The 14,513-nt window shown below is 47.4% G+C and carries 13 protein-coding genes and 1 rRNA gene (1 of these 14 only partly in view); 3 read left to right on the forward strand and 11 right to left on the reverse strand.

Going from position 1 to position 14,513, the window contains the following annotated elements; translation table 11 throughout:
• Both ACUZ8J_RS12860 and gmhB read right to left on the reverse strand, forming a co-directional pair.
• Positions 1–103: ribosomal RNA gene (locus ACUZ8J_RS12860) — 16S ribosomal RNA — on the reverse strand; it reaches 1,440 nt to the left of the window's first position.
• A gap of 539 nt (positions 104–642) precedes the next feature.
• On the reverse strand, positions 643–1,194 hold the full coding sequence (gmhB, locus tag ACUZ8J_RS12865; protein WP_011625872.1) for a D-glycero-beta-D-manno-heptose 1,7-bisphosphate 7-phosphatase: 552 nt from the start codon (positions 1,192–1,194) through the stop codon (positions 643–645).
• 316 nt (positions 1,195–1,510) lie between these two features.
• Here gmhB and ACUZ8J_RS12870 point away from each other — a divergent pair, with 316 nt between their 5' ends.
• Complete coding sequence (locus ACUZ8J_RS12870) at positions 1,511–2,182, forward strand: GntR family transcriptional regulator (protein ID WP_446694016.1); 672 nt, start codon at positions 1,511–1,513, stop codon at positions 2,180–2,182.
• A 92-nt stretch (positions 2,183–2,274) separates the two neighbouring features.
• Positions 2,275–3,339, forward strand: coding sequence for a ketoacyl-ACP synthase III (locus ACUZ8J_RS12875; protein ID WP_088212105.1), 1,065 nt, complete (start codon positions 2,275–2,277; stop codon positions 3,337–3,339).
• Positions 3,340–3,381: 42 nt separating this feature from the next.
• On the opposite strand, the gene ACUZ8J_RS12880 is transcribed toward ACUZ8J_RS12875, so the two are convergent.
• Together ACUZ8J_RS12880 and ACUZ8J_RS12885 are read right to left on the reverse strand one after the other, a co-directional pair.
• Positions 3,382–3,981, reverse strand: a complete 600-nt coding sequence (locus ACUZ8J_RS12880; protein ID WP_446694017.1) for a lecithin retinol acyltransferase family protein — start codon at positions 3,979–3,981, stop codon at positions 3,382–3,384.
• A 538-nt stretch (positions 3,982–4,519) separates the two neighbouring features.
• Complete coding sequence (locus ACUZ8J_RS12885) at positions 4,520–5,515, reverse strand: NADP-dependent oxidoreductase (protein ID WP_374920069.1); 996 nt, start codon at positions 5,513–5,515, stop codon at positions 4,520–4,522.
• Between the two features lie 228 nt (positions 5,516–5,743).
• Between ACUZ8J_RS12885 and ACUZ8J_RS12890 the strand changes: the two genes are divergently transcribed.
• Positions 5,744–6,169, forward strand: coding sequence for a MarR family winged helix-turn-helix transcriptional regulator (locus ACUZ8J_RS12890; protein WP_446694018.1), 426 nt, complete (start codon positions 5,744–5,746; stop codon positions 6,167–6,169).
• Positions 6,170–6,331: 162 nt separating this feature from the next.
• Here ACUZ8J_RS12890 and ACUZ8J_RS12895 read toward each other — a convergent pair whose 3' ends face one another.
• From ACUZ8J_RS12895 to ACUZ8J_RS12925, 7 genes are all read right to left on the reverse strand, one after another.
• A complete protein-coding gene (locus tag ACUZ8J_RS12895; protein ID WP_446694019.1) occupies positions 6,332–7,018 on the reverse strand; it encodes an exonuclease domain-containing protein in 687 nt (228 codons plus the stop codon).
• Positions 7,018–8,880 (reverse strand): DUF294 nucleotidyltransferase-like domain-containing protein, encoded by a 1,863-nt coding sequence (locus ACUZ8J_RS12900; RefSeq protein WP_446694020.1) that lies wholly within the window; start codon positions 8,878–8,880, stop codon positions 7,018–7,020. Before ACUZ8J_RS12900 ends, ACUZ8J_RS12895 begins: the two co-directional genes overlap by 1 nt.
• 157 nt (positions 8,881–9,037) lie before the next feature.
• Complete coding sequence (locus ACUZ8J_RS12905) at positions 9,038–10,774, reverse strand: sodium:solute symporter family protein (RefSeq protein ID WP_086904649.1); 1,737 nt, start codon at positions 10,772–10,774, stop codon at positions 9,038–9,040.
• Between the two features lie 11 nt (positions 10,775–10,785).
• Positions 10,786–11,052, reverse strand: coding sequence for a DUF4212 domain-containing protein (locus ACUZ8J_RS12910; protein ID WP_011622295.1), 267 nt, complete (start codon positions 11,050–11,052; stop codon positions 10,786–10,788).
• A 439-nt stretch (positions 11,053–11,491) separates the two neighbouring features.
• Positions 11,492–12,115 (reverse strand): thiol:disulfide interchange protein DsbA/DsbL, encoded by a 624-nt coding sequence (locus tag ACUZ8J_RS12915; protein WP_089068059.1) that lies wholly within the window; start codon positions 12,113–12,115, stop codon positions 11,492–11,494.
• A gap of 130 nt (positions 12,116–12,245) precedes the next feature.
• Positions 12,246–13,097 (reverse strand): SDR family oxidoreductase, encoded by an 852-nt coding sequence (locus tag ACUZ8J_RS12920; protein WP_446694021.1) that lies wholly within the window; start codon positions 13,095–13,097, stop codon positions 12,246–12,248.
• Positions 13,098–13,159: 62 nt separating this feature from the next.
• Positions 13,160–14,365 carry an HD-GYP domain-containing protein gene (locus tag ACUZ8J_RS12925; RefSeq protein ID WP_089068061.1) on the reverse strand — a complete coding sequence of 402 codons (1,206 nt, stop codon included), beginning with the start codon at positions 14,363–14,365 and terminating at the stop codon, positions 13,160–13,162.
• Positions 14,366–14,513: the final 148 nt, after the last annotated feature.

Below are 14,513 nucleotides of genomic sequence, written 5' to 3' on the forward strand. Positions count from 1 at the left end.
GCTCGCCACCTCAGGAGTAAACTCCCTTGTGCTGCCGCTCGACTTGCATGTGTTAGGCCTGCCGCCAGCGTTCAATCTGAGCCATGATCAAACTCTTCAATTAAAAGTTTTGTGAATCCGAAGATTCGACTCAATGAATTCTGAATCGACTTAACTTAATAAGTCGTTGTACATATTGCTATGAACACTCATTCATTGATTTAAATTTTGATTACTCGCCAAACGGCAGAGTAATTTCGATTAACTCAACACCTGTAAGTGTCCACACAGATTTGCTTGATAAATTGTTAAAGAGCATGGTTATTTGCCTTGAGCGTTTAACGCTTTTGGCTTTCACCGTTGACCCCGCTGGGCCAGTGGATGCGCATTATAGGGATGTCAGATTTTACCGCAACCCCTTTCGACAAAATAATGAGAAAAAGCGATGTGAGTGCGCAATTTTTAAACCAAACATCGGTTTTAGCGCCTAATTTGCTGTAATTTCCATCACTTTGGCTATCTCTATCGCCCTAATGACACCATTAGCACGGGTCACACAGCAAAACGATAAAGTAAATACTGCACTTTTTGTTGTTAGCTCTCGGTTCGAGCTCAATCTCACCGTTCAAATCGATTGATACACACTTTAAATAGCAAGATAAGCTACTTCTTTAAAAATCCCGGCACATCGGCAATGCTATCGAGCACTACAGACGCCTCGCTATCATCAGCGATTGCTTTACCAGTACGGACGAGGATACGTGTCGGGACCCCTGCCGCTTTGGCCGCAAGCATATCGTCTGCTTTATCGCCCACCATCACCGACTGCGACAAATCGATTTTCAGGAATTTTGCCGCATCGAGTAACATGCCAGGTTTTGGCTTGCGGCAATCGCAATCGACTTTATATTCACCGAGACCTTTTTCATTATGGTGCGGGCAATAATAGATGCCATCGAGGTCGACACCTTTATCGGCAAAGTTCCAATCCATCCATTCGGTGAGACTGTGGAATTGATCTTCAGTATACATGCCACGGGCAATCCCCGACTGATTGGTGACCACCACCAATTTGTATCCCATTTGCTTTAAGGCGAGGCAGGCTTCAAACACACCTTCTATATATTCAAAGTCATCCACCTGATGCACATAACCATGATCTTTGTTGATCACACCATCACGGTCTAAAAATACGGCTCGATTGACTGTACCCACAGTACTACTCCACTCACTAAAAACGGCGCTTAATGCGTAATTTCCCTATTATTCCATCCATTGCAAGAAATTGCACCGCGAAGTTGTCAGCGACATGACGCAGTTTGAACAAGTTCCGGCTTATCTCGACTAACGCGGGCGTAAAACCGTATTAAATCGTACTTATCCCGATGCATTTCGCCGATAAAATCGCCCGATAATGCTTTTTTAGGCTCAAGGGATGCGGTATTCAATCGAGCTTTTCCCTTTATTTGTGCTGTTTTTAACGGTAATCTTGCACGGATAACAATAAAACACCTAAAAATAGACGGTCATAATGAGTCGAACTACGCCTATAGTCCATAAAACCCGCACCCAATTAGTTGTAGAAGTGCTGAGAGAGAAAATTCTTTCGGGTGATATAGCCGCAGGGGAACCACTCAGACAAAGCGCCTTAGCCGAAGCCTTACATGTAAGCCGCATTCCCGTGAGAGAAGCCTTACTACAACTTGAGGCGGAGGGGCTTGTAAAGTTCGAACCCCATAAAGGGGCGACCGCGACCGAATTATCCGTTGAACAAGTGACTGAGCTTTTTGAATTACGCGCCATGATCGAGATCGATCTGCTCGCCAAAGCCATACCACGACTTCAAGAAGACGATTTAATAAAAGCAGAACGCGTATTGGAGCAATTGGAATCGGCCTTTAAACATGAAGATGCCGTCGCCAGTTGGAGCGAGCTAAATACACAGTTTCATACCTGTTTATATCAAGCCGCCAATCGTCCACATACGCTAGAGGTTGTCCATGGCCTCAATACTAACTGCGATAGATATATCCGTTTGCAATTGCTGCTCGCAGGAGGCATTCCCGCAGCAGAGCACGAGCATCGCGAACTGCTCAACTATTGCAAACAAAGAGAAACAGAGAAAGCCACGGCGTTGCTGCGACATCATATTTTGCATGCCGCAATGACAATTCGGGATCTCGTCGCCAAACAGGTGGTCTAGATCACGGACTGTCATTCGTTATACCGATAAGCTTTGTTGTCGATTTGAGGCAGCACTTCAGGTTCTGCCTTTTTTATTTGAGAGAAAACACCATGCAGTACGCCACTATCACTGGCTGGGGAAAATGTGTTCCTCCCGCCACTTTGACTAACGATGATCTTGCTACTTTTATCGAAACTTCCGATGAATGGATTAAAAGCCGTACCGGGATCAGCCAGCGTCATATCAGCCATGTGAATACCTCTGAGTTAGCATCGGTTGCCGCTAAACGCGCCCTTGCAGCGGCGGGCATTGACGGCAGCGAAATTGATATGATCATTTTAGCCAGCGCCAGCCCAGATACCTTGATCCCTAATATTGCCTCCACAGTCCAGGCGAATATTGGTGCAAGTTGCGCAGCCTTCGATATCAATGCGGCATGCAGTGGCTTTTTGTATGGCTTAGGCTTAGCCAGCTCACAGATCAAGAGTGGTCAGTGCAAAAAAGTACTAGTAGTCGGTGCCGAACGTTTATCTTTCTACCTCGATTGGTCACGCCGTGAAACCGCCGTGTTGTTTGGTGATGGCGCGGGCGCTGTTGTCGTGGAAGCGACCGATGTTCCGGGCGGCGTGTTAGGTTATGAGCTGAATAACGATCCTGAAGGTCGCGATATCCTAAAAGCCGGTTTTGGTACTGCGATGGATAGATTCTCCGCCGAGTCCTTAGACTTTTATATTCAGTTCGATGGCCAAGAAATCTTTAAACGTGCCATCAATGGTATGAATAAGTTAAGCACTCAAGTGCTGGAGAAATGTGGTGTCGATAAGGATGAAGTCGATTTAGTGATCCCACACCAAGCGAACGAGCGCATTATCGACACCCTCGTTAGCCGCATGAAGATCCCTAAAGAGAAAGCCTTCGTGAACATCGCTAACTATGGCAACACCTCGGCAGCCACTATCCCTATCGCCATCTGCGATGCGTTGGAAAAAGGGTTAATTAAGCCAAACCAAACCATTCTGTCATGTGCCTTCGGTGCGGGGTTAACCTCAGCTGCGCTGCTATTGCAATGGGGCGAGCGCGTAACGCCAGTTCAAGTGAGCGATGCCCAGCTGCCTCCTTGCGAGTTGAGTGGCATTGAGCTGGTTAAACGTGCTGTGGATTATTTCTGTAAGTAATTAATCCCGAACACGGATAAAAGGCCATCTTCGGATGGCCTTTTACATTTTTATCTCTTCAGGGACTCGACGCATTTCATCCCAGTAAATCCCCTGCTTAAAATAGCCCGCGAGTTTTTGATTTAATTCGTTAAAGCTTTTTATGGCAACCTCTTCACCACACAAACATGACCAGACGAATCGATGGCAGTTGTTGTCGAACAAATCATATTCTCGATATTGATAAATAGCCCGCTCGGCGCGGCTCACCATATCACTGGCAATCAGTGGTTGATGCTGATGATTACAGGCAATATAGATTTGGCTACCAGTGCGCCCCGCTAAAAAGCGCTTTACCGATACCGCCCGTATCAGCCCTGAGCCATGTAGTTCGACAAGGCAATCATCCGCCAACCAAATGCCCGTATGTTCAATGACCCCAAACACATAGCAGCAGACGATACTGCCAGGCTGCGGCGAGACTTGTTTAAAGCCCTTTTGCCACTGACTTGGCGCAGCCACCATGGCTTGGTTGCCCGTCGTTTGCCGTGGAGCCTTGCCTAATAAACGGTCACGCTCAAGCTGCTGGCGCTTTTCACGCTCCTCGGCGAGCAATAACGCCCCCATAGCCGCGCTGCCTAGCCAAAGTAACGGTAATGGCATCCTCATCCCCTTATGGCATCAGTTATTTGTAAAATGCATCGTTAATAGATAGCGGGTCAAAAAAGTCGGATGGCGTTTGCGCCTCCTGCTTACGCTCACCTTTCTTTAAACCTAGTGTTCATTAAATCTATTGTTGTATCAGTACGCCTTAGCCTTTGAATTCTTAATAATAAGAGTGAAGTACAGTTCCACTGAATTGCCAAGTTTTCCGCAAAGGTCACCAAGCATGACATGGGTAACTAACCTTTTAACGGACCATTGAGCTTCTAGGACTGCGATGTTGCAGTGTAATGGGATGAGCGTGAATTAAAGATGAAATCGCTAGCCAGAGCACAAACTCAGTCGGCTTGATTGTGAAAGAAAACTGAAGCCTTTATAAAAACAGGCTTCAGCTCAAACGGTGGCTTTATTCGCTTCAGCAAGTGGCATGCGCCGCAGCATCACTTGGCATGACTCACGCTTGGCATAGCCCACGACATCAAGGTGCATCGGATTTCACCTTTGCACCTTGATACTAAGCCGTAAGAGTACAGCAAGATTAGAGTTTAACTAGCATTTTGCCTTTGTTTTTACCTTCGAATAGGCCAATAAACGCCTCTGGGGCTTGCTCTAAACCTTGGTAAACCGTTTCTTGCGATTTCACTTTACCCGCCTGCAGCCACTGCGCCATTTGAGCGATGAATTCTTCAAACTGGTCAAAGTAATCCATCACAATAAAGCCCTGTATGGTTAACTTTTTGGTGATGATTGCTAAGAGATTGCTTGGACCTGGGACTGGCGTCTGCGCGTTATAATCGGCAATCATCCCACATACAGAAATACGGCCATATTCGTTCAGCACATTCAATGCGGCTTCAAGGTGAGCGCCGCCGACATTCTCAAAATACACATCAATGCCATCGGGCGCCGCGTCACGCAAAGCCTGAGTTAAATCAGTCACTTTTTTATAGTTAATCACCGCATCCACACCCAGACTTTTAACTAATTCAGCCTTCTCATCCGAGCCAACCGAAGCAATTACTTTACAGCCGTTAAGCTTAGCGATTTGACAGACAACCATGCCTACCGCGCCCGATGCAGCTGAAACAAATACGGTATCTTTAGGGGTTAATTTCGCAATTGTCATTAAACCCACCCAAGCGGTTAATCCGGGCATGCCAAGCACACCTAAAAAGTACTGCTCAGGAATATTCGCCGCAGGCAATAAGGTGAGATCCTGCCCATCACTGATAAAGGCGCTGCGCCAGCCGCTGACATTGCTCACTTTTGACCCCACAGGGAATTGAGGATTGAGTGATTCAATGACTTCACCTATGGCACCGCCGTCCATAACCGCATCAATCTGGAAGGGTGGAATGTAGGAATCCTTGTCCATCATACGACCACGCATATAGGGATCGACTGACATCCAAGTGTTTTTAACCAGCACTTCTCCAGCTTTTAAGGCGGGCAATGTCACCTCGACCTGTTTAAAATTTGCCAGAGTAGGCATACCAATAGGGCGTGATGCTAAATGAATTTGACTGCTTATCATGTACTTAACCTCTATTACGTCGGACACTCTGCAAACAGGGAGTGATAGTCGACAATGAACTAAACTTATTAGCCTGCAAATAGTTTGCGCACAAACTGTTTGCCAATAAACTACCCACAAGTGACGCACAAATCAACTGTTACGCCTAAAAATATTTTGCACACAAACTATTTTTGCAACGTAGAATTTGTTAATATCGGCCTTCATTGTTCATCCTGGGTAAGCGGTATGGCTCAAAAATTATCAGACAACGTGTGCTTTGCACTCTATTCGGCGACCAATTCATTAGTGCGAGCCTTTCGTCCCGTCCTTGACGAATACGATCTCACCTACCCTCAGTACATAGTGATGCACTCACTCTGGTACGTGAACGATGTCAGTCTCAAAGAGTTATCTAACGACACGCGTTTAGATCCCAGCACCTTGACCCCAATCGTTAAACGCTTGGAATCAAAGGGCTTACTCACCCGAAACTTATCTGAGTTGGATGAACGTAAAAAGGTTATTTCCCTCACAGACAAGGGCAGACAATTACAAGAGGAAGCGACTCAGCTCACGGAGAAATTAGTGGCTCGCTCCAAGATGAATGCCGAGCGCATCGAGGAATTACGTCGCTTATGTCTTGAATTAGAAGCGGATTTATCGAAAGACTAGCCAGCCGAAATAGCGTTCTTTAGCACGCTTTCTAAAGCTACCTTTTGTTAGCACTCAATTCTCACGACATGCATCAGGTTTAGATATTCAGCTCAAGAAAATCAGACAAAGAGATTTAGGTGCAGAGACAATCATGCTGCAGCGAGGGCGCTAACACATCGTTTAGCGTGAGTAAGCCAGTAATTCCCCCACCTTTAACTCCTCAGCGCCCCCCATACTTGCTACCTGTGCCAACAACAGTTCGCCGCAGGCCAGTGCGTCAGTCAGGGCACTGTGGGCACCATATATAGGCAATCCATATCGTTCACGGCATGCCCCAAGCCTTAAGCTGCCTTCTTTAAGCACTGAGTGTTCGCGTAGCAAACGGTGTTTTTCCAGCAGCAAGGTATCAATCGCAGGCAGTACAATCGCTTGATGATAAATCGACAAGATATCTTGCTGTAAGAAACGGCAATCGAGGGGGGAATGGTGCGCAACCAACATATGACCACGGGTTTGCGCCACAAACCATGCCATCGCGTCTTCAATAGTCACCGCCTCGGTTAAATGATTATCGAGGATCCCATGAATTGTCGCACTCTGCCCCACACTGCCTTGAATTTGCACCAGTTTTTGCTGTGCGCCTATCAGGGGAATCGCTCCATTTTCAATCGGCACCAGCCCAATACTCAAGATTTGGTCCTGTAAGGGATCGAGTCCTGTCATTTCCAAATCCATCGCCATCAAGGGCGCTCGGCTAATGGGTAACTCCAACAGTGGCACTAAGGATTGGTAATAATCCTTAAATAGCTGATGCTGACAGCGTAACGCACGCCAGCGCAGCTTTGCGTTCACCCACCAAGGCCCCATTAAAAGCTCCGCATAAATTTCATCTTCATCCCCGACTGGGCATCATGGACCACTTTAAAAGCATCCCGAAGTTGATGCCTCACCAAAGAGGATAAATGACCGGGTAACAAATAATTACTGATCTTCAGCCCCTGTGTATGTTGGTAGCCTTGATTCGATAAACGCATATGGGCAATAAATTCATGGGCATCGGCCAAGTTAAGCGCATCCTTACGATTGAGAATATTGGCGTCCATCAGCGCTCGGATCCGTTTGGCGGTGTTCACTTCCTTAATCCCCGCCGACAGCGCATACACGCGGGCGATATCGTTGATTAACGCATTTCCTTTATGTTTTAAATCAATGCCTTTTACCTCACTGCCATCGCGCTCTAACACAAATTTTCGAAAAAAGCCTAAGGGTGGCGACTCGACGAGGGAATTGCCCGTCATCCCCGCGAGGAAAATATCATTGTCTTTGGTTTGTGCCAGCACTGTATCCTGTAGGGCGTCGAACAGGGATTGCGGGCCAAACACTGAGCGCATATCGAAAAAAATACTCGCATGCATCAATGCTTTAGGCTCAGGCGTGACCACCCACTTTTCAAAGACCTGTTGCCATGCTTTGAGCGACATCCGCCACTGGGGGTTTTGCGCCATGATATTACCGGGACAAAAAGCATAACCGCATTGATCTAGCCCAGTGCAAACCGCATGGGTCAAGGCATCGAAATAGCCTTTGGCATAATCATCCATTTCCTCGGCCACCAATAAGCCGTTATCTTGATCCGAACAGGCGGCTTGGTCTTGTCGCCCTTGTGAGCCAAAGGCTAACCAGCAAAACGCCATCGGCGCCTCACCGAGAATTTGCTGATTGAGCACAATCAAGCGCCGCGTTAACGCATCGGTGACCGAGGTCAGTACCCGACCGATCTCCTCAGCCCTAGCATCGGCACTGATTAAATTTTGCAATAACAAGGGGATTTGTTTACTGACGCTAATGAGGCTCGCGAGATCCCGCTGCCGCTCGATTTCACCAATCAGCAGCAAGGGCTGCGAACCTTGACCGCGCAAAATGTCGGTACTGGTCACCATGCCAATGGCTTTTACTTCCTCGGTATTTTGCTCATCAATGATCGGCAAGTGATGAATGTTATGCTCACTCATCAATAACATCGCCTCGAAAATCAACGCATTGGATGAAATCGAAATCGGCGATGTTGTCATAGCTTGATGCACGGCGATGCGACCATCGAGCCCAGCAGCGAGCACCCGATTACGCAGATCTTTATCCGTTAAAATCCCCACCAACTTATGATTGTCCGTGACCAATAAGGACGAAACCCGTGAGTTACGCATCAAGAGCGCGGCTTGCGTCACACTGGCATGGGCGTCGATCATAATGGGCGAAGATGACATTAAGGTACTGATTCGACTGGTGGTCGTCAGATCTTTCGCTTTAAATCGCGCCTCGTGACGTAACCGCTTGGCAAAGGCGCGGGTAAAAAATTTATCGAAGTGTCGACTCTCGCTTCGCAGTTGGTCAAACAATGCCTGCGGAAGGTGATACACCAAACTGTCTTCGAGAATCGCGACCCGATTAACCACCTTCTCCCCAGACAACAGCGTCGAAAAGCCAAAAAACTCCCCTTCGGCGACCCTATCCACTAACACCCCTTCGGGATCGCGCACCTCAAAGGCGCCGCTGCGCACCAGATACAATTTCGGCGCATCGGCATCAAATTTCACAAACCCCGAGGCTTTACTGTAGTAACCAACGGTCACTGCCTTAGCGCAACGTAAGATGATCTCGTTGGGTAGCGTATCGAACGGGGCTGTGGATGTTAAAAACTGCACAACGGGTTGTAATTCGCTGGCGTTCATAGCAACACCTTATTTTAGGTGAATTTTATCCCACTATAGCGCGCCCAATTGTTGGGCCATATACGACTAAAGTCAGCCTTAAGCTTGCGCTGACGCCATAAAAACAAAAGGACGCCAATGCGTCCTTTTATCTTAACCTAGCTAAATCTTGCAGAGATTAATGGCTGCTAGCCTCTCCCGCCCCTTTAGGGAAACGGATAGATTCAACCATATCTTGTACATGGGCAGGTGCCGCTGCGGTTACTTTACAGACGATAGCAGCTACCGCAAAGTTCACCACCATACCAACCATACCGATACCTTCTGGCGAAATACCGAGGAACCAGTTAGCCGACACGTTAGCCGTTGGGTTTACAAACTTGAAGTAGATGATGTAAGCAGCAGTGAACAGTAGACCGATCACCATACCTGCGATTGCACCTTCTTTGTTCATCGTCTTAGAGAAAATCCCCATGATGATGGCTGGGAACAGAGAGGATGCCGCCAGACCGAAGGCGAATGCCACTACCGCTGCCACGAATCCTGGAGGGTTAATCCCGAAGTAACCCGCAATCACGATACCGATACCAGCCGCCAGTCGAGCGTACATCAGCTCTTTCTTGTCAGAGATATTTGGCATCAGGTTCTTCTTCAGTAAGTCGTGTGACACAGAAGTCGAAATAACCAGTAACAGACCCGCAGAGGTAGATAACGCTGCCGCTAAACCACCCGCTGCCACCAGTGCGATAACCCAAGCTGGCAGATTCGCGATTTCTGGCGTTGCTAATACGATGATATCGTTGTCGATCTTCATTTCGTTAGGGCTAGCAGCATCTTCCATTTTGCCTTTGGCATAGTAGATTTTGCCGTCGCCGTTTTTGTCATCCCATTTGATCAGACCGGTTTTTTCCCAGTTTTTGATCCAATCTGGTGCAGACTCATAGGCAACACCCTTTTGATCAGGACCGTTAATGGTCTCAATCATATTAACGCGAGAGAATGCCGCTAAAGCAGGAACAGTAGTGTACATGATGGCGATAAACACCAGCGCCCAACCGGCTGATACACGTGCATCTTTCACTTTAGGTACAGTGAAGAAACGCACGATAACGTGGGGTAAACCCGCAGTACCAACCATCAAAGCACCAGTAATACAGAACACGTCGATCATGCTCTTAGAGCCATCGGTGTAAGGTGCAAAGCCTAGATCCGCAGATAAATTGTTCAACTTCTCGAGCAGGTAAACCCCAGAGTTATTGCCAGCAGCATCGAGTAATTCAGCGCCGAAACCAATTTGAGGAATGATATGACCCGTCATCATCACAGATAAGAAAATCGCAGGCACCATAAAGGCGAAGATCAGCACGCAGTATTGGGCAACCTGAGTATAGGTAATCCCTTTCATACCGCCAAGCACAGCGTAGAAGAACACCACGGCCATACCGATATACACGCCGGTGTCTACATCCACTTCGAGGAAGCGTGAGAATACCACGCCCACACCGCGCATTTGGCCAGCGATGTAAGTAAAGCAGATGAAGATAGCGCAAATAACCGCTACCGTACGCGCCGCTTGGGAGTAATAACGCTCACCCACGAAATCAGGCACGGTGAACTTACCAAATTTACGTAAGTACGGCGCCATACACAGGGCTAATAATACATAACCGCCCGTCCAGCCCATCAGGTACACACTGCCGTCATAACCGACGAAAGAAACAATACCCGCTAACGAAATAAAGGACGCCGCTGACATCCAGTCGGCTGCCGTTGCCATACCGTTCACAACGGGGTGAACACCGCCACCCGCAACATAAAACTCTTTAGTCGAACCCGCGCGGGACCAAATCGCGATCCCAATGTAGAGCGCGAACGACAGCCCCACAATCAGATAAGTTAATCCTTGTACACCCATTTCCGTTCTCCTTAGTCTTCTTGTACGTTATATTTTTTATCTAAGGCGTTGGCTTTTGCCGCGTAGACAAAAATAAGCGCAACAAAGACATACATAGATCCCTGTTGGGCAAACCAGAAACCTAACTTGAAGCCCATGAAATGGATTTCATTGAGTACATCAACCAATAGAATGCCACATCCGAACGAGACTGCGGCCCAAATAGCCAATAGGCCTAAAACGAGACGTAAATTCTCATTCCAGTAACCTTTTGCTTTATCGTTGTTTTCAAATGCCATAGCGACTCCCCTGTGCTGTTTTATTTTTAAGTCTTGTTAAATCTAGCAACAGCTGGAGTGACCACAATCAAGACCTTAGTCTAATTTGAGAAGTGCCTCACACCAGAAAAAATTGAATAGTATTTAAAATCATAAAGTTAACAATGATTTTACATTTTGATGCAAAAGTTATTTTTTGAGCAGCTTAGACCAATGTCGAAGATCCTAAGGCTAGAAACGGCACAAATGCCATGCTAGTAGGACGGCAAGATGAGGTAGATGAGTAACAGTAACTGGCTGTGAAATAAATAAAATATCGTACTGCAGAGAGATGAATTGCCGTCAGAAATCTAAGGATTTCCGCTAAGAATTATCAGTAAAAAGGCAAATAATAACCCAGCATCGCTGGGTTATGGGAAACAAATAAATGAGCGCCAGCATAGACGCAAGTTCAAGCTTATTATTTGGCGGCTAAGAATTTCACTAGCTCGGCTAATTCTTCAGGAGTGTGTACCTTAGAGGTCACTAAATAGCGGCCATTGACTAATAAAGAAGGCACGCCTTTAATGCCCGATAATTCTGCCTGCGAATCGTAGTTCATCACGGAAAATTTCGCATCGACAGAGTTCATCGCCGCATCGACATCATCGGCCTTCGCACCTTGCGCCACAAAGAAGGCTTTAACCTGTTCAGGGCGTGTAAACTGCTCACCTTTTTCATGGATTTGTTTAAAAATCGCTTCGTGCACTTGCTTGGTCATTTTCAGCTTTTGCGCGACAAAATAGGCTAATTGACTCAGCTCCCATGCCGGACGCCCCGCGCCCACCGGCGTACGCTCGAAGGCCACATCTTTGCCTAAAAGTTTTACAGTGGAAGCGATAAAAGGTTCCTGCTTGTAGCAATGTGGGCAGTTATAGGAGAAGAACTCTCGCAGCACAGGTTTTTGTGCTTCGCTGATGCCAGCAACAGTGACGTAATCCTTCCCTTCTTCAAAACTCGCCGCCTGCAGAGCAAAGCTCGCACTTAACACCAATCCACAGGCCAGCGCCGCCAAAGGTCGAACAAAATGAGTTAGGCTTTTCATATTTTCTCTTCTTATTAGTGACTGCATCATTGAATCGTAAGTCGTTTGCAACACGCACAGGCCATTAAGATACCTCAAAAGATGGTCAAGGTTCTTAAACATTTGTTAACAATAGGCGCTAAATCACCCACTAACAGGCCGCCAGCATCGCAAGGGGCGAAGCAAACTGATACTCAAACCCAAGCTCTCGGACTATCGCATCACCTAGAATGACTTTGCTGGGTTGTAGCTGCCCATTAAATTGTGGCGCCGCTAATCCCAAGGACTCGGCGGCGGCCACATAAAACTCGCTTCGCGAAGGATGCTCTGGCGCACAAAGATTATAAATTGCGGCGACCTTTTCCCCCTTCGTATTTGCATCAATAATCAAGCTCACCGCCGCGACGCAGTCCTGCAAATGCACTAGATTGACCGCAACATTGCCACCCGCCACATCGGTTTTACCGGCAAAGAAGCGCCCTGGATGACGTTTGGGTCCAACCAAACCGGCAAAACGAACGATGCAACTATTCGGTTGGCGAGTAAATAAGGCTTCGGCATCCAATAACACCTGTGATGAAGCCGATTCAGCCTGTGCGTCAGCTTCGGTCATAGATTGGTCGAGGGAAGGATAAACGCCCGTGGTGCTAATAAACACTATGCCTTGATAGTGCCAGCCTTGGGTTAGCGCAATTAACTGCTGTAATTCTTGAAGATAGGCGGTATTGCCATGTTTGAGGCGCGGAGGAATATTGACGACAAGAAAGTCTGTCTGAAACAAGTCCTTTAAAGCTTGCGCGTCGGGGAGAACGTCAGCGTCATCCCCGAGTTGCAGTTGGAACCCATGGATCCCCGCCTCTGAGAGAGGCGCTAACCCCTCCGTGCGGCGTTTAGCGCCAGTGACTCGGTAACCCGCTTGCACTAAGTGTTTCGCAAGGGCAAAGCCAAACCAACCACAACCGACAACCGCAACACTTTTTTGATCTGCCACACTCAACTCCATTTCCTTTGACCGACACCTCAAGGTATATCGGCCAATAGCATACGGAACTCAGGTGGCGGGATTCAAGCTTGGAACGAGCTAAAATAAAAACTAATGCCTTTATCCATTTGCAAGGTGCGGATCGCGCCCTCGGTTAACTCCTCCGCGCGAATGGTTTTTTGTACTGTCACCCCTTCATCACTTAAAAAACGTAATGAGGCCTCACTGCCATCTTCTTTGCAAGCCCACACCTGCGGCTGACTCACCTCTTTGGTGGTCATAATCACCTTAGCGACAGTGTCGTCGGATAGCTTGACGATAGTACCCGGCGGATAGATACCTAAAATCTTAACTAACACAGCAATTAAGGATTCGGCATGTTTACTCGCACGATTTTTAAATAAGTAACCTAATGCCACCTGCGGTGAGGACGCCTGCTGACCACTGAGCTGCTGATCGTAATCGTTTGCCAGACTCACTATTTGAGTGATAATCGGGATTTTGGCCCCCGAGAGCCCATCCGGAAAGCCTGAACCATCAATAAACTCATGGTGGTGCAGCACAATATTTAGCACTTCCTTTGGAAAGAGTCCCGAGCGATTCAGCATGTCATAGCCAAAGTTCGGGTGCATTTGCAGGTAATTGGCCTCATGGGGAGTGAGCGCCCCCCGTTTACGGCGGATCACATCGGGGACTTTGAGTTTACCTATATCGTGAAATAGGCTCCCCAAGGCAATATCGCGCAAATCCCGCGCAGGTAAATCGAGTGCCTGACCTATCATCATGGCTAATACTGCTACTGAGATGCCGTGCTGAGTCACACTAACATCTTTTTCATCCATTCCGACCAAAGTGAGGAAAGGTTTCTCGACCTCTTGCAGATGGCTGAGTAAATCCTCCACTAAGGCAGCAGATAAGCGATAAGCCCCTTCGGGGTCGCTGACCACTTTGCCATACACATTGCGGCACTGGTTAACGCTCTCTAAGAAACGCTTCTGACTTAAACGCATCGCCTTACGGGTATCGGCCTTTAAGTCACGCTCCGGTGGCGCCTCTTCAATCTCTTCGACTTCTTCCTCTTCATCCGTCGATTCGAGTTCATCACTATTGCCTGAAATTAGATACACATAGGGCACACCGAGTCCGCGGATCATCTCAATGTGAGCCGGACTACTGATATCCACACGGTTAAATAAAAAAGGGTGATTCGTCCATGACAAAGGCAACTTGACTCTCATGCCAAGTTGAAGTTCTGAAAGTAATAGTTTTCGTTGGGCAACTTTTGTCACGCAATATGACTCCTTTCATGCACGCAAGAAGCATCATCTTTTGGCTTCTTTGGCCGCACATTTAAGCTAAGTACATATAACTATAGATGATTCAACAAAATCAGTAAGCTATAAGTGAAAAAATGCTTATCAAACTGAGGGATAGTAC

The organism is Shewanella sp. Koi 1 (genome assembly GCF_052907445.1).

Coding starts and splice junctions, on each gene's coding strand:
- ACUZ8J_RS12895 (WP_446694019.1), bottom strand. CDS start 7,018: ATGGGGCCTTGGTGGGTGAACGCAAAGCTGCGCTGGCGTGCGTTACGC.
- ACUZ8J_RS12885 (WP_374920069.1), bottom strand. CDS start 5,515: ATGATAAGCAGTCAAATTCATTTAGCATCACGCCCTATTGGTATGCCT.
- ACUZ8J_RS12910 (WP_011622295.1), bottom strand. CDS start 11,052: ATGGCATTTGAAAACAACGATAAAGCAAAAGGTTACTGGAATGAGAAT.
- ACUZ8J_RS12870 (WP_446694016.1), top strand. CDS start 1,511: ATGAGTCGAACTACGCCTATAGTCCATAAAACCCGCACCCAATTAGTT.
- ACUZ8J_RS12880 (WP_446694017.1), bottom strand. CDS start 3,981: ATGCCATTACCGTTACTTTGGCTAGGCAGCGCGGCTATGGGGGCGTTA.
- ACUZ8J_RS12915 (WP_089068059.1), bottom strand. CDS start 12,115: ATGAAAAGCCTAACTCATTTTGTTCGACCTTTGGCGGCGCTGGCCTGT.
- ACUZ8J_RS12900 (WP_446694020.1), bottom strand. CDS start 8,880: ATGAACGCCAGCGAATTACAACCCGTTGTGCAGTTTTTAACATCCACA.
- ACUZ8J_RS12905 (WP_086904649.1), bottom strand. CDS start 10,774: ATGGGTGTACAAGGATTAACTTATCTGATTGTGGGGCTGTCGTTCGCG.
- ACUZ8J_RS12920 (WP_446694021.1), bottom strand. CDS start 13,097: ATGGAGTTGAGTGTGGCAGATCAAAAAAGTGTTGCGGTTGTCGGTTGT.
- ACUZ8J_RS12890 (WP_446694018.1), top strand. CDS start 5,744: ATGGCTCAAAAATTATCAGACAACGTGTGCTTTGCACTCTATTCGGCG.
- ACUZ8J_RS12875 (WP_088212105.1), top strand. CDS start 2,275: ATGCAGTACGCCACTATCACTGGCTGGGGAAAATGTGTTCCTCCCGCC.